We start from the raw sequence: 22076 nt of genomic DNA, 5'->3' as shown, positions 1-22076 counted from the left end.
ACTGAATCATCGCTTTGATTCCTAAGCGTTTACAATAGCAAACATAATCTCGCCTTCCGCTACCAGCTCGTCTCCTACCTTAGCCGTAGCCTGGCCCTTACCGATTGTACCCTTCAGCCGGGTAATGTTTACTTTCAGCGTTAGTGTATCTCCCGGCACGACTTGTCTGCGAAAACGGAAGTTATCAATCCCTGCAAGAAGGCCGATTTTGCCATGGTTAGCTTCCACATTCAGAATAGCAAACGCGCCAACTTGTGCAAGCGCCTCTGTAATAAGGACTCCCGGCATAACCGGATAACCTGGAAAGTGCCCTTGAAAAAAGGGTTCGTTAACGGTTACGTTTTTGAGACCGACGGCACGCACCCCGTCTTCTACCTCCAAAATACGGTCTACCAATAAAAACGGGTAGCGGTGAGGGATAATTTCCTGGATTTGTTTGCTGTCCAACATGCTTGTTACTCCTTCCAATACTCTTACGTTTGTATATTTTGGTTTGAATCAACCCAAACTAAACATATTCCTTCACGACTGCAGAAGTGAAGGTTGATATAAGGGGAGCGTATTTTGCGGTCACGCTAGACCGTAGAATATGCTCTTTTTTATCTTCCCTATCTTTTATAAACAATTTTTCAGGGTTCGAACAAGGTCTTTATGACCCTTTTTTTACCGGAGCCGACTGCTCGCGCAACAATTCTTGCTTACTTGGGTTCGCAGCAGCGAACTGAACCACATAAATAATGGAGGTAACGAAAGAAAATAGAATAACGGCAATGAGGTACTCCGTCGCATATGGAATACGGAAAATGATCAGCAGCACGGCCAAGTAATACAATACCGTCGTCAGCTTGCCCATCGCATTAGCGGGCAGCGTATTCTTGCCGCGAAAATGAAAAAAAGCCGACCCGACGATCATGCCGATATCCCGGATAAAAAATGCCACCGCTGCCAGCCATGGGATCATCCCGGAGCTTAACAGGGAAATGATGACCGCAATCATCATCAGCTTATCGGCAAGCGGATCGAGCATAATCCCCAGTTGTGTCACCAGGTTCCGCTTACGGGCAATGTATCCGTCTACAATATCAGTGATGCCTGCAAGGACGACAATAAGAAAAGCCATTTTCGTATAGCCTTCATAGAAAATATACAGATAGACGGGAATTAGAAAAAATCGGCTTATAGTAAGCAGGTTTGGTAAATTCAATCGTCTCTCCCTTTCTATGACTCCGGCTGGTTACGAGGCACTTTTCCTGATTTTCATTGTTTTCCATTATACCGTTTCTTAAGGCAAAAAGAAAACTCCCTTGCGGGAGCGGAAGGCTCAGTCTGCAAACACCAGATTAAAAAGATGTTTCCATGTGCTGATTTTAAATATATCTGATGCGGGCTGTCCACCAAACCACGCATACCCCAGCCAAAGCCCGATAAATAGAGCGGCCAAACATATGAGCGGGATGCGCAATATTGTGAGGATGCGAAGTGCGGTCGATACACCCGAAGAGCGTTTCTTCGGCTTGCTGCTGCTCTGCTCCGTCCGGGAAGGTTTCTCCTCATTGTTTGCTTCCGTTGACATGAGAATCGCCTCCTTTACGTATTACCCACGCAGGTTATTAGCGAGCCCCATCATCGTATCCGCTGAAGAAATCGCTCTGGAATTAAGCTGAAATGCCCGCTGAACCATAATTAGTTCCGTCATCTCATCCTGCAGGCTTACATTGGATTTCTCAATGAAGCCCTGCTTCACGGCTACACCATCCGCTGTTGTGTTTACAGGTGTTAACACAGTATTCTGCGCGATGTTAGGCGGTATACGGAAATAGTTCCCGTCTGCTTCGGTCAGCAGTTGCGGGGCCACAACCTTTACCAGCTTAATTTGCCCAGCCATTCTACCCGCATCCGCAGGATCGGACTGATTGCGCACATAAACGCGGCCCAGCTCATCGATTCTTACCCGGGTATTCTGCAGAGTCGGATCTGCGGGGTTGATCGCGATTTGTATAGGTTCATTGTTCGCGGCATCCTTAACGAAATAGCCGTCTTTGGTCGTCAATCCCATTGCTTTGGTACGGGCTCCTGTTGCAGGATCGACTTTCTCATAGACGCTTAATTTGAATGAACCGTCACGTGTCCATACCGGTTCCTGTGATCCAGGCACCGTTACTTCAAACAGACCGTCGCCTTCAATAGCCAGGTCGTAAGGATTGTCCGTCTGATTCAGGCTTCCCTGCTTCATATTGCTCTGCAGGCCCACCAGCCTGGCTCCCCAGCCTTGTGGCAGGCCGAGCGGCGTCATCCGTCCATTCTGACGAAAGCCTTCCGGCTCTCCCAGAACATTCGTCAGGACGTTCTGAAAGCTCGCTTCCTTCTTCTTGTAGCCCACAGTATCCGCATTAGCCATGTTATTAGCTAGAATATCCAGCTTCTGCTGCAGCCCCTGCATCGAAATCGATGCGTTTATAATCGAATTATTCATTGTGGTCTCCTCCGGGCTTTCAACCGAAAGCCCTCGAACATTTCCAATGGAGTTGGCATTCTCATTGTATTATACACGGCCCACTTCATTGACTAGCTTGTCCATGCTGCGGTCATAGAACTGGATCATCTTCTGGTTGGCTTCATAAGCGCGCGCAGCCGTTGTCATATCTACCATAGCCTGAGTCGGATCCACGTTGGAGCGTTCTACGAATCCATTGCGGACCTCAACCTGATCGTTCGCGGCTAGAGCCACGATCTGCTGCTGATCTTCTTCGCTTACGGCAAACAATCCGTTACCCTGCGGAAGAAGAACATTCGGATTGTCTACTTTCCTGACAAGCGGAGCAGGAGGATTGGCCGGATTATAGAGCATCGGCTGACCATCCGCTCCCAGAACCCGGTATCCATCCGTATTCGCGACGTATCCCTCTGCATCTACCGTAAACTTGCCGTTACGCGTATATCGCAAATCTCCAGGATTCTGGGGATTCTCAACGACAAACAATGCCTGCGGCTGATAGGCGACCGTTCCATCCGGACGAATAGCCTTGCCGCCATTGTCAAAGTTCAGCCCGTTTACCTGAATGTCCGAGACTAAGGCATAATCAAGCACATTGCCGGTCTGCTGCAAATCACCCTGCTGCATCTTCCGAATCGTTTCCTCCGCAAACACACCCGTATGCAGACGTCCGACGCTTACAGTTCCGGCGGAGTCTTGTCCACCGTTAATCCGGGAAATAAGAATTTCCGGAAAAGAACGGGCTGAGGTCGTTTCTTGCTTAAAACCAGGTGTATTCATGTTGGCAATGTTATTGGTAACGGTATCGTGCTTGCGCTGCTGCGTCGTCATACCAGATGCCGCAGTATATAATCCCCTAAGCATAAGTCACCCTCTATCAGAATTTTCGTTTGGTCACTTTATCCAGGTTGTCGAGCATGATGCCCGTGCCTTTTACTACACAATGCATAGGATCTTCCGCAATAAGGACAGGAACCTTAAGCTCGTCCGCCAGCAGTTGATCCAAGCCATGCAGCATAGCTCCGCCGCCTGTCAAAATAACCCCTCTATCTATTATATCGGCAGAAAGTTCTGGAGGTGTACGTTCTAATACACTTTTTGCTGCAGTGACAATGGAAGAAATCGGATCCCATAGCGCTTCCTGTACTTCACTGGAGCGGATCGTAACGGTAAGCGGCAGCCCCGACACCATATCCCGGCCGCGAATATCCATTTCAGACAAGGATGAATCAGCTTGTACCGTACCGATTTTGATCTTAATATCTTCGGATGTGCGTTCTCCGATTAACAATTTGTATTTGTTCTTGATATACTTCGTGATCGCCGTATCAAACTTATCGCCGGCAATCTTGATGGAGGAGGAGGTGACGACGTCTCCCATAGAAAGAACAGCTACATCTGTCGTCCCTCCGCCGATATCCACTACCATATTACCGCTCGGCTGATAAATATCCATTCCGGCGCCGATGGCAGCAGCCTTCGGTTCTTCTTCCATGAAAACTTCCCGGGCTCCGCTGCGTTCGGCCGCTTCTCTAATCGCCTTTTGCTCCACAGAGGTTATGTTGGTCGGGGCGCAGATGAGGATCCTAGGATGTGAGTACCAACTTTTACCTCCGATTTTGGAGATGAAATACTTAAGCATGGCTTCCGTGATTTCAAAATCGGCGATTACGCCATCACGAAGAGGGCGAATCGCCACAATGCTGCCGGGTGTACGCCCGACCATTCTTCTTGCTTCTTCACCAACCGCAAGTACACGCTTTGTATCGCTTTCGATTGCCACTACCGAGGGCTCATCAAGCACTACGCCGCGTCCTTTCACATGAATCAAGACGTTCGCAGTGCCCAAATCGATTCCGATATCCTTACTAAACATGAAACTGAATCCTCCCTAAACTAACCGTCCATCCCCATAAACTGAAGCGGTGCTTCGAATAGTATACATATTTTTCATTATAAGCTAATTTCGTTGAAAAAAACAGAAACTCCTCTTTTTTGAGATTCTTTTCGACAATTTTCCGGAAGGAAGGGCGGGCCTCGGGAATCAGGATTTAACCGTAACAAGCGGTTCGGCGGATTTGACGTTTTTCGTCTTGCGATATTTGATTTTGGTCGCTTCCCCTCCCCTAAGATGCCGGATGGATTTGTGATACTCGAGGATCGTTTTGACCTGGTTGGCCAGCTCCGGGTTGATCTCGGGCAGCCTCTCCGTCAAATCTTTGTGCACCGTGCTTTTGGAAACTCCAAACTCCTTCGCTATGGTGCGAACCGTGTTTCTCGTCTCAACGATGCAAGTTCCGATCTTAATGGTTCGCTCTTTGATGTAATCGTGCACTCCCCTCGCCTCCCTACTCGGATAGTTTGGTACATTATATGAGAGGCAGGGCCTAATATTCTTTGTTTCCTTGGCCGACAAGCCATTTCCGTCCATTTATTTTGACGGACAAGATATCAGCCTGTCCTAATTCGGCCTTATTGCCTCCAATCTGCTATCCCAGCAAATTCACGAAAAAAAAGCGGACAGGTTTACCTGTCCGCCAAGATTCATTTTATTGCTGTTTAAATTCCGGAAGAAGCTGTTCCGGAAGTTCCACTGCCCCTGCTTCACCTTTGCGTACTTCGAAGTGAAGATGAACCCCTTGATCTTTCTCCAGCTCGTTACGGCCGGCTTGTGCAATAATCTCGCCCTGCTTCACAGTTGCACCGGCAGCCACTTTAACATCACCCAGACTCTGGTACACGGTTACAAGACCATTCTCGTGCGTGATTTCAACCAGGTTGCCTACAACAGGATTCTTATCAACCGCTGTTACTTTACCGCTCAGTGCAGCACTTACTTCAAAAGCTTGCTTGTCACTACGTGCCAGGTCAATACCGACATGCGGCGTAAGAGTATCGCCGTATTCTACCATCGCGGCTTGTTTGGCTTCATTGGAAGCCTTGCTGTCGTAAGACGGGAGAGTAACCGTGACTTGGCTGCGGTCTTTGACCGGCCATTGCATACTCTCGGCTTTGGCGCCTACCGCAACGGCATTGTCTTTGCCAGCCGTTTCGCCTGCAGGTTTATCGGACTGGACGTTGGCCGGTGTGTCTATTGCTACCGGTTTCTCCATCGCATCCTGATAGACCCACATTATGGTTAAGATAATTGCCGCTGCCGCTACATAGGTTGCCGGGAATACCCACTTTTTGGCTAAAAATCTTTTCCATGCGGAGTTAGGTACATTTGCGGCTCCCATTGCAGTTTGGGGAGCGTCTTCCTTCTTTTGAAACTCTTGTTTTCCATCTCTCATATGGTTATCACCTCAGTAACCATTCTTGACACGTTTGAGAGTTTTATACATTTGCAGAAAAGAAATTCTAGCAGGTTACTGCAACTCCAGCTGGTTCAATAGAGAAGAGGCTACAGCTATTTGTGTACCCGCATAATAATAAGCGATGATCTCTTCCGCTTTTTTGCCGTCCAGCGCCATCCCATTGGCTCCCCACTGACTCATCCCTACGCCATGTCCGTAACCCGAGACTTTGAATGTCCAACTGCTACCGCTGCCTGTTACCTCGAAATCAGTAGAATTCAGCCCCAGTTTTTCTCTTACTTCTCTACCGCTGAATGTTTTGCCTCCTATAGAGACCTTTTTGACCCGCTTGGATCCGGTTCGTTCTAAGATACGGACGCTCTCGCTTCCCGCTGCTGCATTGGAATTTGGAAGACCCATCTTGTGTAAGACATCCTTATAGGAAAAGGAAAGATTCTGCTTGAACTTCGGGGAAAGCTCGGCGTCCCAGGGACTGACGACAGATTTTAAATATGGCACTTCCGATCCCCAGACTTCTTTGGCATTCTCCGTGTATCCATTCGAAGTAGAGAAAAAGGTCGCCTGTATAGGCCGGCCTGAATAGGTAATGATTTTGCCTTCTGTTGCCTTCACGGCTGCCTCAATCTTACGGAAGTTGGTTTCGTAGGAGGAGCCTGTCCACTGTCTATGCAGCTGCTCCTCTGTCGCGTAGGCCTGATGCTGGATCGTATCGGTCACCCAAGCCTCTTTGACCGGCACATTACTGAAATCCTTCTCCAGAATTCTCCTTACCATATACGTCCGAGCGGCCATTGCCTGAGCTTTTAACGCCTCCGGAGAAAAATCAGCGGGCATCTCTGCGGCGACCACTCCCCGTACATACTCTTCCAAGCTTACGGTACGGACCTGCTGCTGTTTGGACAAGTAGATCGGTACCATGACCGGCTTCACATCCGCTCCGCCCGCTTCCGGTTCTTGCAGCATTTCAGTTGACGTATCCTCTTTACTTACTAGAAGAGCAGGAATCAGGATCGTCACAAACAGCAGACCCGAACATACGAGAGTCGTCCATAAAATAGCAGGGTGAATCGGCTTCGACCGTTTTTTGAATTTCATAGAAGCGCCTCCGAAATGTCCGTTCCAAGCAGACTGTCAGGCATGATAGAACGAACAGGGTTGCCCTTCTTCTTCATCCTCATTGCCTATCTGCCGGAGCGGGATTACTTTCATTTTATGAGGCCGATTAATAGAATAGAACGAAGCCGGCCCCTCTGATTAAAGGGCCGGCTTCGTTCTGTACCTGATTGGCTATAGTCTTGCGCTATCCGGATAAGTTAGGCCCAAGTAGGCTGGACCGCGAACATTCCGATTTCCTGCGTCTGCTGTTCTTCCTGCGGTGCTACCCGGTAGATATCCGCGCCTACGGAGCGCAGAGCGGAAGCGATGTCCACGTAACCCCGGTCAATATGATGCAGGCCGGTTATTTCCGTCTCCCCTTCTGCAACAAGTGCGGCCAGAATCAAGGCTGCGCCTGCACGAAGGTCGGTTGCGCACACTTTGGCGCCTCTAAGCTTGTTGCTTCCGCTGACCACCGCTGTACGGCCGTCCACTTTAATAGAGGCGTTCATCAGCATGAACTCATCCACATGCATGAAACGGTTCTCGAACACCGTCTCCGTTACCAGGCTGGTTCCGTCAACAACGAGCTGCAGTGCCATCATCTGAGACTGCATATCAGTCGGGAAGCCGGGATAGGGAAGTGTCTTGATATCTGCTGCTCGCAGCGGTTTATCAGCGCGCACCATGATCCCGTTCTCGTCTTCTTCGACGCTGACTCCCATTTCCTGAAGCTTGGAGACGACCGGACGAAGGTGATCTCCAATCGCTCCTTCTACATAAAGCTCACTTTGAGTAATAGCGGCGGCAATCATATAAGTACCCGCTTCAATGCGGTCCGGAATGACGGTATGTACCGCGCCCTTCATCTTCTCGACACCCTCAATGCGGATGACACCAGTTCCCGCTCCACGGACGATGGCGCCCATGGCATTCAGGTAATTGGCCAAGTCAACGATCTCCGGCTCTTTAGCCGCATTCTCGATGACCGTCGTTCCTTCAGCAAGAGCGGCAGCCATCATAATGTTCTCTGTTGCACCCACACTGGCTACGTCCAGATAGATTTTGGCGCCTTTTAAACGATTGTTTACCCGTGCTTCGATATAACCCTGTCCCAGCTCAATTTCCGCACCCATGGCTTCGAAGCCTTTGAGATGCTGATCGATTGGGCGCGTCCCGATGGCACAGCCTCCCGGAAGAGAAATACGCGCTTTGCCCATACGGGCCAAAAGTGGTCCCATCACAAGGAAAGAAGCCCTCATTTTGCGGACAAGCTCGTAGGATGCCTCACAGGTGTGGATCGTTTCGGCATTCACACGGACACTTTGATTATCATAGCTGAGCTGTAAACCCAGGCTCTCCAGTACCTTGTTAATTACCAGTACATCGTCAAGCGGAGGAGCGTCATGTATCACGCTTTCTCCTTCCGCAGCTAAAATTGAGGCCGCAATGATGGGGAGTACGGCATTCTTGGCGCCGTTAACTTTTACCCTTCCGGCTAATTTACGGCCACCGCGGACGATAATTTTGCTCATCTCGGTCCCTCCGCGTCTTTATATTATTGATCTTTCCTTGTTACGTGACAGTCCGTCTATGTGTCATGAACGCACAACATTTCATACTATTCGCAGTGGGTTCTCAGTTTGGCACCGTTGTAATACCATTGTTTACAAGTAAACGTGATGTTATTCGACAAAATGTTAAAAAATTCCGTTTAATCCTACAGACCATTCCAGGTATTTCAAGAAAAAACTTGCGACCAAATACCCAAGTCCAATGGACATAAAGATCTGCAGCATTTTGGCCGGGGCGCTTCTCGGACGCTTGAGCAGGACGTCAAAGCGGAATTCCTGAAGCGCCCACCAAGACAAGGCGACAGCAATCAGATAAACCAAGATGTTAATCAGTGGCATCTGCGGTACTTCATTCGTTAATTGTTCGAAATTCGACATGAATCTACCTCTTCTTCCCTACCGAATGCGTAAACCGGGACAATAAGGCCGCAAATTCCGCTCGGGTGGCCTTCACGTCTGGCCGGTAGGTCCCGTCAGGGAACCCGCGAATCCAGTTGTCCAAGGCCATCTGCTTGAGAATGCCAACCCCCCAATAATCATCCGCTACATCCCGGTAGGGAGAGCGGCCGCGGTACTTGCCGGCCATTCCCATCGCATTCGCAAGAACCCGGGTCATCTCCATTCGGGTCAGAGGCTGATCCGGACGAAAGTGCCCATCCTCATATCCGTCCATGTATCCGGCCAGCGTCGTTTTGGCGATGGCATGATACGCCCAGTGACTTTTGCTGACGTCCGGGTATTCCGCCGGTTTAATTCTTTCCAGACGAAATCCGTTGCTCAGCATCACTGCAGCTTCCGCACGGGTAATTGGCTGATCCGGTTCAAACCGGTAGCTCTCGCCTCCGCCAACAACCTGATCACGGGCCAGATCGGCAATCGCATTCTCAGCCCAATGCCCATGAATATCTGAAAATCCGGCGACAAGCGGCATCGTGCTGGCATTCAGTTCATACATAATCTCGGTTGCGGTCTGCTCACTTTGCAGTTTGATGTAATACAAACCAGCCGGCAAGCGCCGTTCGAGTATAAAGTTGCCCGCCATACCCTTCGTGCTATCGCTGCCGATTCCCCCCAGAACATGATCGTATAGCTTAAAGGAAGCATCGCTACCGAATTGGGGAAATCTGAGATTCAACTGTACGAGGCTTTCCTGCTCAAGTGTGAACTGAAACCAATCCACGTCACGTGCAGAGCCGATGACGCCGGGATGATCTACATGCAAGGCCAGTGTAGCAGCCTGGTACGGCTTATCGTTAGGTTCATTCGGGTCAATCAGTTTAGGCGTGTAATCAACCTCAAGCGTATACTCCCCCATGACCGGTTGCGTATTATCCTTCACATTGCTGATCCGGATATAATATTCCCCAGGCATTATATTCAGGAGAGAAGTCACTTCGGTCGTTCCTTCTCCAAATTGATCAAACGTTGTCGATTTTTCTCCCTTTTTCTGAATCAATACTACCGGGTCTATTCTAGCTGTATCCACGGAAGTTTTCAAGCGCAGAGTCCCCGATTTATCGAAAGAAATCACAAACCAATCCTGATCATTCTCCTGATGAAACGTGCCCTTCACAACTTGGCTTCTCGCGGGCAGCGCAGATGCCTTGTATTGCTTGTCATTATCTTCAAAAGCATCTGAATAAATCAGGAACTCCGTCTGCACAGAATACGTTATCGGCTGTACTTTATTCGGATCCGACAGACTTAGAGAAATCTCATTTATTCCCTTCTTAACAGGAAGAGTAACTGTCCGACTTTTAGGGTCCGTGATAAAAACATCTTCTGCCTCTTTATTATCCTGAATGTGACGAATAGAAACAGGACTAGCGTCACTTGACTTTACAATAAGTTTCACAAACCCGTCATAGGGGCTGTCAATCTTATACCAATCCGCGTCCGCTCCCGAGCTGAAATCTGCATGGACCATCGTGTGGACGGGCAGCATGCGGGCTTGGTTCCTCTCGTCATTCGGCTCAAACCGATCACCCAGCAGAGATTCTTTGAGCAAACGGTCTGCGCGGAGAAGACCATATCCGGTCGAAGCATCCCATCCGGTCTGACCCAGATCTTCAGCCGTTTGCTTGATCATCTCGCGAACTTGCCACGGCTCCAGGTAAGGGAATTTGCCCCACAGAAGGGCTGCTGCCCCGGCCACCTGGGGAGCCGCCATGGAAGTCCCCTCCTTGTTCTCATAGCCTCCGCCCCTTGCGGTGGTGTAGACGCCCCAAGGCGCTACAAGATCTAGATCGGGCCCGTAGTTCGACCGCACATCCGCCTGCCGGCCGGCGGTCATGCCGCCTACGGCCAGTACCGTCGGGTAGGCCGCCGGATACTTCACGCTGCCTCCCTCATTGCCTGAAGCGGCGACTAACAGTACCCCGCGCTCCTCCGCATAGCGGACCGTCCCTGCCATATAGCTTGAATATTTATTCAAGCCCAGAGATAGCACTACGATCTTCGCACCGTGGTCCACGGCATAGCGGATACCTTCACCCAGCTTCGTTTCTCCGCCGGTGCCGTCCGCTTCGAGTGCTTTGATCGGCATGATTCTGGCATTAGGCGCAATCCCCGCTATGCCCTTGTCATTATTCATCTTTGCAGCAATGACGCCCGCTACATTGGTTCCATGACCGTTATCATCCGCAGGCTTGGCTTGCGGATTGAGCAAATTAGCTCCCGGGACGAGCCGCCCTTCCAAATCGGGGTGGTCGAGATCCACACCGGTGTCGACAACTGCCACAATTAGCGGCTCTTCAGACAACCCCGCTTCTGACCAAGCTTGATCCATATGAATTTGATCCAAATAAGTTTGTTTGATACGCATCGGATCGCTGGACACTGAGTATGCCTTCGCATAGGACGTACCCAGCCCCCAGACGATTACAAGCATGCCAATTATTCCGTACATCCATTTATATCGTAATTTTGGTTTCATTTGGAGAGTCCTCTTTCGGCATTTTTAAAAAATTTCTAAATTTACAGCCAAATCAGGAGAACGAAATCTACCATTTTCTTGGTTTTCTGGTAGCAAGGCACAAAAAAATGAGCTTTACCTCCCAGATGCTGTAAATATGGAAAAGATGACGACAGACGGCACTTCCGCTGCAGCTAAGGCAGTCGCAAATTCATTGTGTAGAAACATTAGAAACTGGCTTCACATCCAGCTTTGCTGAATTCAATAGTTGTTCCGCTGTTCGCACTGCGAAGAACAAGGGAATCTTGGTATAGACAGCTAGACCCTCTACTATACAGGAAACACAAGAAAAAAGCCTCCCGGCTCGTAAAAAAGCGGAGAAGCTTATATTATATCAAATTTATGACAGGATTAGGAGGTCTCTAGTCAAACTAAAAATAGAATCGATATAACGGAGTAAAAGTCCTGGAAATATACCGAGCGCCAGACTAATTCCTGCACAGAACCAGATCACAATACCAAGAGGAGTAGTGATCCGAATCGGCCTGTCATTGGTGTCAACACGCATGAACATCTGGCGGATTAATCCGAAGTAATAGTAAAAGGATAGAACACCCGTTATGATCATCACACCGCCAAGCCAGTACATATGCGCCTGCATGGTTCCGATGAGAAGATACAATTTACCGAAAAAGCCTGCGGATACCGGTATTCCCGAAAGGGAAAGAATGAGCAGAATTGTAGCGATCGCCGTAAACGGCGCACGGTAGTATAAGCCCGCGAAGCCTTTAAGATCACTATCCCCCGTGGATTTCTCAATTACTATCAGGACAGCGAATAACCCGATATTCATCAGCAGGTAAGCGATTAAATAGAACAGGAATTTAGAGAAATTATCTACTTGCACCAAGTTGATATGAACCGCTAGCGGTACGAGCAGATAACCGGCGTTCGCAACACCGGAATATGCCAACAGCCGTTTGACATTCCTCTGGCGCAGAGCGGCGGTATTCCCCACAACCATGGCGGCGGCAGCTACGACCGATAACGCCAGAAACACATCTTCTGTCAACTGGTCCTCCGGGAATTGACCAAGAGCAAACAGCGCGTAAAACACGCGGAACAGGATCGCAAAAGCAGCGCCTTTGGACACAACAGCCAGAAACGCGGTGATCGGTGTAGGAGCACCCTGATAAACATCAGGCGCCCACGAATGGAAAGGAGCCGCCGCTATTTTAAAGCCGAAGCCCGCCAGCAGCAGGAACACCGCCACATAAAGCAGAGGTTTATAATCCGAATAACCCGATATGATTGCTTGCTGGATGACTGCGAGGTTCGTCGAACCGGACATCCCGTAAAGGAAAGACATCCCGTATAGTATGATGGCCGATGAGATGCCGCCTAATACAACGTACTTAAATGCGGCTTCATTGGATTTTGTATCTTTTTTCTTCATGGCAACCATGACGTAAGAAGTAATGCTAAGCAGCTCCAAACCGACGAACAAAGTGATTAAGTCAGAGGATGAGGCCATAATCATGGCTCCAAGCACAGCCGGCAGCAGGAAATAATAATATTCTCCTATATGCGGGATATCTTTCTCTTCTACACTGCCCAGGCTCATGAGTGTTATAAGAGCTGTGCCTCCCAGAAATACAAGCTTAAGTAAGTTACCAAAATCATCAATACGGTAACTGCCACTCAGCAGGCTTACAGCTTGTGCAGGATTCATCTGCATGATGACAAATCCGGTAGAGACGGCTATACCTGCCAGAGACAGCCACCCGATCAGTCTGCGGTCGATCTTCTTCGGCAGCAGCAGGTCAATCACGGTAAGTAGTACCGCTGTGACCACAAGCGTGATCTCCGGGAGCAAGTGCGTCAAGTCCTGCAAATGCAGTCTAATCGGTCCCACGGTCTACCCCCCCACCTTCCCGGCTATACTGTGAATCATACGATCGAACCCGTTTACGGTCTGCTGCAGAGGTTCGCTGAGTACAGCCGGATATACACCCAGCAGCAAGATAAAAGCAACCAGCGTAATCATCGGCACAGCTTCGATCCATTTGGCGTCAGGTAAACCGAGGTGCTTATCCCGAATGGGTCCATAGGTGATTTTCATAATCCCCCTCAGCACATAGACGGCTGTCAGTATGATGCCAACCGCTCCAATAACGGCGAGTGTGCGCGCTGTTCCAAACAGGCCGAGGAAAGCAAGCAATTCGCTGACAAACCCTGATAATCCGGGCAGCCCCAGTGAAGCCAGACCCCCAATCAGCAGCACAGCGCTGAGAAATGGCATGGATTTAGCAAGACCGCCAAGCTTATCGAGTTCCGTCGTTGAAGTCCGCTCGTATATACTGCCGACGAGCAGGAACATGAGCGCTGAGATCAAGCCGTGCGAGATCATCTGGAAAACCGCTCCCTGCATGCCGATCGGATTGAAAGCAGCGAGACCCAGCAGCACAATACCCATATGGCTGATGCTGGAGTATGCCAGCACGAGCCTGAACTCTTTTTGCATAAAAGCCAGTATAGCTCCATATAGAATGTTGATTACACCGAGCAGGGCAAGGGTCCAAGCCCACTGTACAGCTTCTGCCGGAAACAGCAGCACACCGAAACGGATCAGTCCGTAGGCACCCATTTTGAGCAGAATACCTGAATGAATCATTACGACAGAAGGCGGCGCCTCTGTATGAACTTTGAGCATCCAAGTATGGAACGGGAAGATGGGCAGTTTGATTCCAAATGCAGCAAGCAGCAGCAGGAAAAGTGTTGTTTTCATCGTGTCGCTAAGATAAAAGGGGTTCTGATTCTGCGGATCCCCCGATGCCTGATTCACCAGCGATTCCGAATCCTGCAGCAGATTGCGCGTTATATTCTGAATATCTCCGCTGTATGAAACCGTCAGACTATTGTCAGCAATTTCTTGGGAAATACCCGCGGTGGAAATCAAGATAGCGAAGACAATCAGCATGATTGCAGAGCCTAACCCATTGTAGATCAGGAAACGGTTCGCCGCTTTTTCGCGGTCCATATTGCCCCAGATTCCAATCAGGAAAAACATCGGAACGAGGGTAATTTCGAAGAATAAGAAGAATAAGACGAGATCCTGAGAGGTAAAAACCCCGAGCACACCTACCTCAAGCAGAAGAAGCCAGATGAAGTATGCCTTCCATCTTTTCTTGATATAGACAGACGCAAGCGCAGCCATGGTAAATATAAGGGCGGACAAAAATACGAGCGGCATCGACAGGCCATCTACAGATAGATGATACTGAATGGTCCAGTAAAAATTCGTGAGACCCTCTACACCTTCCTTATTAAGCGGAATCGTAATCCAGTCGAATTGCTGTTTGAACTGCATCTCCGTATTTAGAGTGACATATGCCGCATATAACCAGACGCTTAGAAGAAGCGGGAGTACCGTCGCCGCGATTCCGACTTTTTGCAGGATTGCCTTACGGTCTTGCGGCAGGAAAAGAAGAACAATAATCCCAATAAGAGGAGAAAACACAATCAGACTAAGCAGATTATCCGACATCAATGAACCTCCTTCCAGCCACCGCAAATATCAGAATCAGAAGGCCGAGCAGCGTTATAAGACCATAGGTCTGTACCTGGCCATTCTGCAACCGCGTACTGGTTTGACCAAATCCGAAAGCGGCAGCCGTTACGAGCCGTACCGCTCCGCCAACGATGTATGTATCAATGGTCTTCAGTACCGCTCCGATTCCGCAGAACGGAATGATAATGAGGTAATGGTAGAGCTCATCGACATAATACTTACGCTCAAGAAGGGTATACAGCACCGGCACTTTAGCTTGCAAAGGATCCTTCGCGCTAGCGTTCTTCGCATAAAGAAGATAGCCGACCACTATACCCAGAATTCCCGCAAGCGAGGATAGGAGCATCACAAGCAGGTGTGTTTCCTCCTGCTGAACGGCTCCGGACAGCCAGCTTCCGAACCCTGCGTTCCAGGGCGTATACACGAAACCCGCGAGTGCAGCAGGCACGGCCAGGACTAGCAGAGGTACCGTCATCGTAGAGGGAGATTCGTGAGCGGACTGTCCGGCTTCCGTCTCCGCCTTTCTCCAGAAGACCAGAAAGAACAAACGTGCCATGTACAGGGCCGTGAAAAATGCGGTAACAATGCCGATCCAGAATAGCAGCTGATTGTTATCGTAGGCTGCGGAAAGAATCGCATCTTTGGACCAGAACCCCGAGAATGGCGGGATTCCCGCAAGAGCCAAAGCACCGATAGCGAATGTCCATGTCGTAATCTTCATTCGTTTACCGAGACCACCCATCTCATGGATGTTCTGTGTATGTATGGCATGAATCACGCTTCCCGCTCCAAGGAAGAGTAATGCCTTAAAGAATGCATGCGTCAGCAAGTGAAAAATCCCGGCTGTGTAAGTGTCGCTGACTCCAAGCGCCATCATCATATAGCCAAGCTGGCTTATTGTGGAATAGGCTAAAATCCGCTTGATGTCGCTCTGGGCTATGGCAATAGTGGCGGCAAAAATAGCGGTAAATCCGCCCACATAGGCGACGATCTGCATAGCCGTATCCGATGCCAGGAAGATGTCAAAGTTGCGTGCAACGAGGTACACGCCGGCTGCCACCATCGTAGCCGCATGGATAAGGGCACTGATCGGCGTAGGCCCTTCCATCGCATCGGGCAGCCAGGTATGAAGCGGGAATTGGCCCGATTTGCCGATAGCACCGATGAAGAGCAAGACCGCGATCCAGGTCGTTGTCTCCGCCGGAATCCCTCCGGATGCAAAGGCGGCTTGAATCGAGGCGAAATCGAGGGCATGACCCGGCATGCTCCAGAACAGCAGCAGAATGCCAATGAACAGACCCAAATCCCCGATCCGCGTCACAAGAAACGCTTTCTTGGCAGCCGCCTTAGCCTCTGGTTTGCTGTACCAGAAACCGACAAGCAGGAAGGAGCAGACCCCGACCAGCTCCCAGAACAGGTAAAACTGCACCATATTAACGGATAGCACAAGGCCCAGCATAGCGAACGAGAAGAGCGCGATATAGCTGAAGAATACATGAATCCGTTCATCGGTTCTCATATACCCAAGGGAGTATATATGGACGAGCAGACTGACTAACGTAACAATCAGCAGCATGACTGCATTCAGGTTGCTCACTTCGAAGCCCATGCTCAGTGTGAAGTCCCCGACCTGAAGCCATTGGAAACCATCCCGTATATAATTCTGCGCACCACTGTCAAGCCTTTCGATACAAACCAGCAAAGCCATGGTAAAGGATGCAAATATAGCAGCATTTCCGGCGTAGGGGCCGGCTTTGCGGGCTTTGCTTCCGGCTGCCGCCAGTAGTACAAAGGCAAGCAGGGGAAATAGAGGGATGAGCCAGGCATATTGTGAAAAGACGGATACCATATTTCTTCCCTTCCTCCTTCAAGTCAGTGACGTTAAACCACTATTCGGATACTTGAACCGATCCACAAACCGAGCCGGTCTAATGTTTCATCGAATTCATGTCCTCAACGTCACCTGTCCCACGGTTACGATAAAGTGCTATCAGGATAGCAACACCGACAGCAGCTTCAGCTGCAGCTACCGTGATGGTAAACAGGGAAAAAATATGTCCCGTCAGCGCCGGCTGCGCACCAAGCTTTGCGAAGGCAATAAGATTAAGGTTCACGGCATTGAGCATCAGTTCGATGGAGAGAAGCACGATAACGCCGCTTTTTTTGGACAAAGCCCCATATAATCCTATGCAGAAAAGAATTGCCGCCAGCGTCAAGTAAGGAGTAACAACACCATTCAAGGTTAATCCTCCTCCCTCTTAGCTATGACGATGGCCCCGATGAACGCAACAGTTAGCAGCACGGACATAATTTCAAACGCAATGACATGCTGGCTGTACAGCAGTTTGCCGATCTCAAGCGTATTATCTTCCCCGGCTTCGAAAGTGCCGGGTGGAAACGATGTATTCTGAATCGCATAGAAGAGAATAAAAAACAATCCCAAAGACCCTATAGTCAAAAGCACATGATATACCGGTCTTTTCTTCGATGCTTCCTCGCCTCTATGATTCGTCATCATGATTCCAAAGATCATAAGAATGGAAATCGCACCCGCATAAATGAGGATCTGAACAAAGCCGACAAACTCCGCTTCCAGGAGTACGTATAAACCTGCCAGACTTATAAAAGTAAAGGCAACGGACAAGACCATATGAACCACTTTCGTGAAGTTAATCATATAGATCGCTCCGCCAATCGCACCTATCGCGAATAACAGGAACCACCAGTTATGCCCGTCTGACAGGAAACCGCCCAGTCCGCTAAACATCTTTCTTCGCGCCTCCCCTTGGAAAGGCGTAATTATTTTCTTTTCTAACCAGCGTATTGTTGTCAGTCAGCCATTTCATATCCTTAAACAGATCGTCACGACTGTATGTACTCAGCTCAAAATGATTCGTCATTACGACGGCTTCCGTCGGACAGACTTCTGTACATAAATCACAGAGAATACAGATTTCAAAGTTAATATCGTAGGTTTCGATCACTTTCCCCTTCTTCTCGGGATCGGGGTTGGCCTTGCCGGTCAATGAAATACATTCGGTCGGACAGACCTTCACGCACATATTGCATACGATACATTTATCGGGTTCAAAATGCTGGATCCCACGGAAACGGTCCGGCATGGTCAGAGGAACATCGGGGTACGCATAGGTTACTTTCTTCTGAGTCATCGTCTTGAGCGTCACGCCTAGTCCTTGGAGCAATCCTTTCATGAGCTTTCTCCTCCTTCTGTGTCTTTATGATCCGACGCCCTATGCAGTAATGCCCATATAGATCGCGGTAATAAAAATATTGAGCAGTGCTAACGGTAAAAGGACTTTCCAGCCCAATCCCATCAGTTGATCGATGCGGATCCTCGGCATAGTCGCCCGGATCCAGAAGAAGAAGAATACGATGATTGAGAACTTAAGCAGAAACCAGACGATGCCCGGTATAAAGGCAAGCAAGGCGAACGGGGCATGCCATCCTCCCAGAAAAAGGACGGTCGTTAAAGATGCAATGGCAAATACATATACATACTCGGCGAGCATGAAGAAAGCAAAACGGAAACCGCTGTACTCCACATGATATCCCGCAACCAGCTCCGATTCAGCCTCGGGAAGATCGAAAGGGGTCCGGTTAAGCTCCGAAACGCCTGCGATCATGAACACGATAAATCCGACGATTTGAGGGAGGAAGTTCCAGTTCCAGAAATTGTCGCCCTGAGCCTCCACGATCTTGTGAAGATTTAGCGTGCCCGTCATCATAATGACCCCTATTACAGAAATGACCAGCGGTACCTCGTAACTGATCATTTGAGCTGCGGAACGCATACCCCCAAGCAGTGCATACTTGTTATTCGAGGCCCAGCCTCCGAGTATCATTCCGATAGTCGATATGCCGGACAGAGCAACATAATACAGGAGACCCACATTCAGATCGGCATGAATCAGGTTGGCTGTGAACGGAATTGTCGCGACAACGACAAACGACGGAATAAATGTAATTACGGGAGCCAGAATAAACAACGGCCGGTCAGCCTTACGCGGAATTGTGTCCTCCTTAATCAGGAGCTTGAACACGTCCGCAACCGTCTGAAGAAGTCCGAAAGGACCCGTCCGGTTAGGACCGTAGCGGCCCTGCATCCAGCCGATCACTTTACGTTCAAAATAAATGGCATAGGTGACGAAGCCCAAAATAATTAGAAGGAGCAGTACACCGTAAGCCGCAAATATAAGAGTGTGAGTCCATGTCAGCGGTTGTCCGACCAAATCCAGCATCAGCAATCCACCTCCCCGACAACGATATCGATTCCTCCCAGAATCGTAATCAAGTTGGTCATGGTTTCGCCTACCAGCAGTTTAGGCAGGATTTGCAGATTAACAAAAGAAGGACGCCGGAATTTTAACCGGTAAGGCTCGGTCTTCCCTTTAGACATAATAAAGCACCCGATTTCCCCTCTTGGCGATTCAATCGGTGCATAAATATCGCCTTCGGGCGGCCTAATTACGCGCAATCCTTTCGCCATCGTATCGCCCTCGGGTATTTGATCCAGGACTTGTTCAATAATCCGGAGTGACTGTTCAATCTCCTCCAGCCGGATCAAATAACGATCGTAGCAGTCTCCATTCTGGCCCACCGGTACGTCAAACTCAAAGCGTTCGTAAATGCTGTAAGGCTGGTCTTTCCTCAAATCCCAGCTCACACCCGTACACCTGAGATTGGCTCCGCTCAGACCATATGCAATGGCAGTTGCCGCATCGTATTTCCCCACTCCTTTAATACGGGCCAGGAAAATCTCATTACCGCTGACCAGCCGGTCATATTCCTCAAGCTTACTTCTCATATAGGGAATAAATACGCGGATTTTATCCAGCCAGCCATCCGGCGCGTCCCATTTTACTCCACCCACGCGCATATAGTTGTAGGTTAGCCTTGCACCACATAGTTCATTAAAAAAATCAATGATCATCTCTCTGTCACGGAACGCATATAAGAAGGGGCTCATCGCTCCAATATCCAGCAAATAAGTTCCCCACCATACGAGGTGGCTGGCAATCCGCTGAAGTTCCATGACAAGTACCCGTAAATACTCCGCTCTCTCTGGTATCTGTGCGTTCATCATTCGCTCAACAGCGTTCACGAGCACATAATTGTTCGTCATGGCGGACACATAATCCATTCGATCCGTATAAGGAATAATCTGTGTGTAGGTTAAGTTCTCCGCTAACTTCTCCGTCCCACGGTGCAGGTAGCCCATAACGGGAATAGCTTCCCGGATAATCTCCCCGTCGAGTTTTACTATAATCCGAAATACTCCATGGGTACTCGGATGCTGAGGGCCGACGTTTAACAGAAGTTCTTCAGTCCGTAACAAGTGCTACACCTCCGGGTCGTACGCTTCATAATCTTTGCGAAGCGGATGTCCGATCCATTCATCCGGCATCATAATGCGGGTCATATTCGGATGACCCGGGAAATCAATGCCCAGCAAATCGTAGATTTCGCGTTCATTCCAATCTGCCGTCGGCCATATTGCCGCTACAGAGGGGACAGCTGGAGCCGTACGGTCTGTCCGAACTTTAACGCCGTATTCTTTACGCAGAGGAATTGAAAGAAGGTGATACACGACCTCCAGGTTCGCCTCCGTATCAAGACCCGTTACATTGCGTAAATAAGTGCACTGCAGCTCCTTGTGCTGCAGCATGACCTCAGCAGTCTGCAGCCAATCCTCGCTGCGGATCACCACAAAGGGGCGATGGCCGTCGATCTCGTTGATATATGCCTCTTCAACGGCCTGTTCGTTCACCGCTCCCTTAAGGATCTCCACCAGCCGGTCCAGCTGCGGCTGGTTAGGAGATGGCTCCTTCGGCGCAGCCGATTCTGCTGCCGCCTTGGCGCTGCGGGCTTTCGCACGGTTGGCTCGCGCTTCAGCGGCTGCCTGCGCTTTGCCGCCGTCGGCGTCAGCCTCTGCGGTGGATTCTGCCGCATCAGACAATTTTACTTCTTTTTCCTCTAATTCAATTGTATGCACTTCCAAAACTTCAGATGAGTTTGTCACAATCTGCGGTTTTTGGTTATCTTTATCCTTATCTTTGTCGCTCAACGATTCGTCACCTGCTTCCCGGTCTTAGCTTCGTAACGGATCTTTTCCTGAAGTTTATTAATTCCGTAGATTAACGCAGCCGGATTCGGCGGGCAACCGGGTATGTATATATCGACCGGTACAATTTGATCGACTCCTTTTACAACGGCATACGATTTTACATAGGGCCCTCCGGCAGTCGCACAGGAACCCATCGCAATGACCCATTTCGGTTCGGGCATTTGATCGTATAACCTTTTCAATAAAGGAGCCATCTTCTTAGTAACCGTACCAGCCACAATCATTACATCAGACTGACGGGGGGAAGTCCTGAAAATAACCCCAAAACGATCGAGGTCATAATGAGATGCGCCAGTCCCCATCATTTCAATAGCACAACAGGCGAGACCAAAAGTAAGCGGCCACAGTGAATTGCTCCGGGCCCAGGCTTTTACCTGCTCAAGGGTTGTCATAAATACATTGCGGTTCAGCTCATCGCGTTCTTCTGGTGTAATTGATCCTAAATTGAAGTCCATTGCAGCACCTTCTTCTTCCAAGCGTAAAGTAGTCCGACACCAAGAAGCACAATGAAAATACACATTTCAACCAATGCAAATAGCCCCAGTTGATTGTATGCTACTGCCCACGGATACAGAAACACAGTTTCTACATCAAAAATAACAAACATTAACGCATAAAGGTAATACCGGATATTAAACCGGATCTGACCTTCTCCAATTGGCTCGTTGCCGCTCTCATAGGTGGTTGCTTTGTCTTCCGTAGGTTTATTAGGCCTAAGCCATCTGCCGATCGTCAAAGCTGCAATGGGGAGTAAAACCCCGAGTGCAACGAAAATGGCAACGATCAAATATTTCACCGTATACATCCGCTTGAAACCGCCTCCATTTTCATAAGATATTCTAATTGATCTCATAAAATATGGTAATACAACACCTTCCAATTATAGCATACGCTAAAATTTTGTGTCTAATGAAAATGATTTTAATGTAAACGTTTTCTTAAATGCAAAAAAACAGAGAACGTTGA

At 49.3% G+C, this 22076-nt stretch carries 23 protein-coding genes; all 23 read right to left on the bottom strand.

From position 1 onward, the window contains the following. Window positions 1-21: 21 nt before the first annotated feature. The 23 genes from fabZ to EDM21_RS18585 all read right to left on the bottom strand — a co-directional run bounded on the left by fabZ (window position 22) and on the right by EDM21_RS18585 (window position 21915). Entirely contained in the window at window positions 22-450 is a 429-nt protein-coding gene (gene fabZ, locus EDM21_RS18695; RefSeq protein WP_157337976.1) for a 3-hydroxyacyl-ACP dehydratase FabZ, read from the bottom strand. A 199-nt stretch (window positions 451-649) separates the two neighbouring features. Further along, window positions 650-1204: a CDP-alcohol phosphatidyltransferase family protein gene (locus EDM21_RS18690; protein WP_157337975.1), complete on the bottom strand. Its 555-nt coding sequence runs from the start codon at window positions 1202-1204 to the stop codon at window positions 650-652. A gap of 117 nt (window positions 1205-1321) precedes the next feature. Continuing rightward, window positions 1322-1573: a DNA-directed RNA polymerase subunit beta gene (locus EDM21_RS18685; protein ID WP_157337974.1), complete on the bottom strand. Its 252-nt coding sequence runs from the start codon at window positions 1571-1573 to the stop codon at window positions 1322-1324. 21 nt (window positions 1574-1594) lie between these two features. After that, the gene (locus EDM21_RS18680) at window positions 1595-2473 is read right to left on the bottom strand and encodes a flagellar hook-basal body protein (RefSeq protein ID WP_157337973.1); all 879 of its coding nucleotides are present in this window, start codon (window positions 2471-2473) and stop codon (window positions 1595-1597) included. Window positions 2474-2542: 69 nt separating this feature from the next. Next, a complete protein-coding gene (locus EDM21_RS18675; protein WP_157337972.1) occupies window positions 2543-3358 on the bottom strand; it encodes a flagellar hook-basal body protein in 816 nt (271 codons plus the stop codon). Window positions 3359-3371: 13 nt separating this feature from the next. Next, window positions 3372-4370 (bottom strand): rod shape-determining protein, encoded by a 999-nt coding sequence (gene mreB / locus EDM21_RS18670; protein ID WP_157337971.1) that lies wholly within the window; start codon window positions 4368-4370, stop codon window positions 3372-3374. A gap of 168 nt (window positions 4371-4538) precedes the next feature. Further along, on the bottom strand, window positions 4539-4829 hold the full coding sequence (spoIIID, locus tag EDM21_RS18665) for a sporulation transcriptional regulator SpoIIID (RefSeq protein ID WP_068777424.1): 291 nt from the start codon (window positions 4827-4829) through the stop codon (window positions 4539-4541). A gap of 214 nt (window positions 4830-5043) precedes the next feature. Further along, window positions 5044-5787, bottom strand: coding sequence for a M23 family metallopeptidase (locus EDM21_RS18660; protein ID WP_157337970.1), 744 nt, complete (start codon window positions 5785-5787; stop codon window positions 5044-5046). Window positions 5788-5862: 75 nt separating this feature from the next. After that, window positions 5863-6906, bottom strand: a complete 1044-nt coding sequence (gene spoIID / locus EDM21_RS18655) for a stage II sporulation protein D (RefSeq protein WP_157337969.1) — start codon at window positions 6904-6906, stop codon at window positions 5863-5865. A 218-nt stretch (window positions 6907-7124) separates the two neighbouring features. After that, complete coding sequence (gene murA / locus EDM21_RS18650; RefSeq protein ID WP_157337968.1) at window positions 7125-8441, bottom strand: UDP-N-acetylglucosamine 1-carboxyvinyltransferase; 1317 nt, start codon at window positions 8439-8441, stop codon at window positions 7125-7127. A 165-nt stretch (window positions 8442-8606) separates the two neighbouring features. Continuing rightward, complete coding sequence (locus EDM21_RS18645; protein WP_068777420.1) at window positions 8607-8858, bottom strand: DUF1146 family protein; 252 nt, start codon at window positions 8856-8858, stop codon at window positions 8607-8609. 4 nt (window positions 8859-8862) lie between these two features. Further along, a complete protein-coding gene (locus tag EDM21_RS18640) occupies window positions 8863-11415 on the bottom strand; it encodes a S8 family peptidase (protein WP_157337967.1) in 2553 nt (850 codons plus the stop codon). A gap of 379 nt (window positions 11416-11794) precedes the next feature. After that, complete coding sequence (locus EDM21_RS18635; RefSeq protein ID WP_166542088.1) at window positions 11795-13309, bottom strand: NADH-quinone oxidoreductase subunit NuoN; 1515 nt, start codon at window positions 13307-13309, stop codon at window positions 11795-11797. A 3-nt stretch (window positions 13310-13312) separates the two neighbouring features. After that, window positions 13313-14941, bottom strand: coding sequence for a complex I subunit 4 family protein (locus EDM21_RS18630; RefSeq protein ID WP_157337966.1), 1629 nt, complete (start codon window positions 14939-14941; stop codon window positions 13313-13315). Next, complete coding sequence (gene nuoL / locus EDM21_RS18625) at window positions 14931-16814, bottom strand: NADH-quinone oxidoreductase subunit L (protein ID WP_157337965.1); 1884 nt, start codon at window positions 16812-16814, stop codon at window positions 14931-14933. The genes EDM21_RS18630 and nuoL overlap by 11 nt, the downstream gene beginning before the upstream one ends. 79 nt (window positions 16815-16893) lie before the next feature. Then, a complete protein-coding gene (gene nuoK / locus EDM21_RS18620; RefSeq protein WP_157337964.1) occupies window positions 16894-17205 on the bottom strand; it encodes an NADH-quinone oxidoreductase subunit NuoK in 312 nt (103 codons plus the stop codon). Between the two features lie 2 nt (window positions 17206-17207). Continuing rightward, window positions 17208-17732: an NADH-quinone oxidoreductase subunit J gene (locus EDM21_RS18615; RefSeq protein WP_157337963.1), complete on the bottom strand. Its 525-nt coding sequence runs from the start codon at window positions 17730-17732 to the stop codon at window positions 17208-17210. Next, on the bottom strand, window positions 17725-18177 hold the full coding sequence (nuoI, locus tag EDM21_RS18610; protein ID WP_068777413.1) for an NADH-quinone oxidoreductase subunit NuoI: 453 nt from the start codon (window positions 18175-18177) through the stop codon (window positions 17725-17727). Before nuoI ends, EDM21_RS18615 begins: the two co-directional genes overlap by 8 nt. Window positions 18178-18216: 39 nt before the next feature. Then, window positions 18217-19224 (bottom strand): NADH-quinone oxidoreductase subunit NuoH, encoded by a 1008-nt coding sequence (gene nuoH, locus EDM21_RS18605; RefSeq protein ID WP_157337962.1) that lies wholly within the window; start codon window positions 19222-19224, stop codon window positions 18217-18219. After that, entirely contained in the window at window positions 19224-20321 is a 1098-nt protein-coding gene (locus tag EDM21_RS18600; protein ID WP_157337961.1) for an NADH-quinone oxidoreductase subunit D, read from the bottom strand. The genes nuoH and EDM21_RS18600 overlap by 1 nt, the downstream gene beginning before the upstream one ends. Window positions 20322-20324: 3 nt before the next feature. Then, complete coding sequence (locus EDM21_RS18595; RefSeq protein ID WP_157337960.1) at window positions 20325-21050, bottom strand: NADH-quinone oxidoreductase subunit C; 726 nt, start codon at window positions 21048-21050, stop codon at window positions 20325-20327. Continuing rightward, window positions 21047-21565 carry a NuoB/complex I 20 kDa subunit family protein gene (locus tag EDM21_RS18590; protein ID WP_068777409.1) on the bottom strand — a complete coding sequence of 173 codons (519 nt, stop codon included), beginning with the start codon at window positions 21563-21565 and terminating at the stop codon, window positions 21047-21049. Before EDM21_RS18590 ends, EDM21_RS18595 begins: the two co-directional genes overlap by 4 nt. Beyond that, window positions 21550-21915, bottom strand: a complete 366-nt coding sequence (locus EDM21_RS18585) for an NADH-quinone oxidoreductase subunit A (protein ID WP_157337959.1) — start codon at window positions 21913-21915, stop codon at window positions 21550-21552. The genes EDM21_RS18590 and EDM21_RS18585 overlap by 16 nt, the downstream gene beginning before the upstream one ends. Between the last annotated feature and the right edge of the window lie 161 nt (window positions 21916-22076).

It is taken from the genome of Paenibacillus lutrae (assembly GCF_009757775.1).
Classification (GTDB): Bacteria; Bacillota; Bacilli; order Paenibacillales; family NBRC-103111; genus Paenibacillus_F; species Paenibacillus_F lutrae.
Note: the sequence above shows the minus strand (reverse complement) of the source record. Positions and strands in the feature narration are given on the sequence as shown.

Excerpts from the sequence above, each read along its gene's own strand:
- fabZ (WP_157337976.1), bottom strand. The coding sequence starts at position 450 with ATGTTGGACAGCAAACAAATCCAGGAAATTATCCCTCACCGCTACCCG.
- EDM21_RS18685 (WP_157337974.1), bottom strand. The coding sequence starts at position 1,573 with ATGTCAACGGAAGCAAACAATGAGGAGAAACCTTCCCGGACGGAGCAG.
- EDM21_RS18680 (WP_157337973.1), bottom strand. The coding sequence starts at position 2,473 with ATGAATAATTCGATTATAAACGCATCGATTTCGATGCAGGGGCTGCAG.
- EDM21_RS18675 (WP_157337972.1), bottom strand. The coding sequence starts at position 3,358 with ATGCTTAGGGGATTATATACTGCGGCATCTGGTATGACGACGCAGCAG.
- mreB (WP_157337971.1), bottom strand. The coding sequence starts at position 4,370 with ATGTTTAGTAAGGATATCGGAATCGATTTGGGCACTGCGAACGTCTTG.
- EDM21_RS18660 (WP_157337970.1), bottom strand. The coding sequence starts at position 5,787 with ATGAGAGATGGAAAACAAGAGTTTCAAAAGAAGGAAGACGCTCCCCAA.
- spoIID (WP_157337969.1), bottom strand. The coding sequence starts at position 6,906 with ATGAAATTCAAAAAACGGTCGAAGCCGATTCACCCTGCTATTTTATGG.
- murA (WP_157337968.1), bottom strand. The coding sequence starts at position 8,441 with ATGAGCAAAATTATCGTCCGCGGTGGCCGTAAATTAGCCGGAAGGGTA.
- EDM21_RS18645 (WP_068777420.1), bottom strand. The coding sequence starts at position 8,858 with ATGTCGAATTTCGAACAATTAACGAATGAAGTACCGCAGATGCCACTG.
- EDM21_RS18640 (WP_157337967.1), bottom strand. The coding sequence starts at position 11,415 with ATGAAACCAAAATTACGATATAAATGGATGTACGGAATAATTGGCATG.
- EDM21_RS18630 (WP_157337966.1), bottom strand. The coding sequence starts at position 14,941 with ATGTCGGATAATCTGCTTAGTCTGATTGTGTTTTCTCCTCTTATTGGG.
- nuoL (WP_157337965.1), bottom strand. The coding sequence starts at position 16,814 with ATGGTATCCGTCTTTTCACAATATGCCTGGCTCATCCCTCTATTTCCC.
- EDM21_RS18615 (WP_157337963.1), bottom strand. The coding sequence starts at position 17,732 with ATGTTTAGCGGACTGGGCGGTTTCCTGTCAGACGGGCATAACTGGTGG.
- nuoI (WP_068777413.1), bottom strand. The coding sequence starts at position 18,177 with ATGAAAGGATTGCTCCAAGGACTAGGCGTGACGCTCAAGACGATGACT.
- nuoH (WP_157337962.1), bottom strand. The coding sequence starts at position 19,224 with ATGCTGGATTTGGTCGGACAACCGCTGACATGGACTCACACTCTTATA.
- EDM21_RS18590 (WP_068777409.1), bottom strand. The coding sequence starts at position 21,565 with ATGGACTTCAATTTAGGATCAATTACACCAGAAGAACGCGATGAGCTG.
- EDM21_RS18585 (WP_157337959.1), bottom strand. The coding sequence starts at position 21,915 with ATGTATACGGTGAAATATTTGATCGTTGCCATTTTCGTTGCACTCGGG.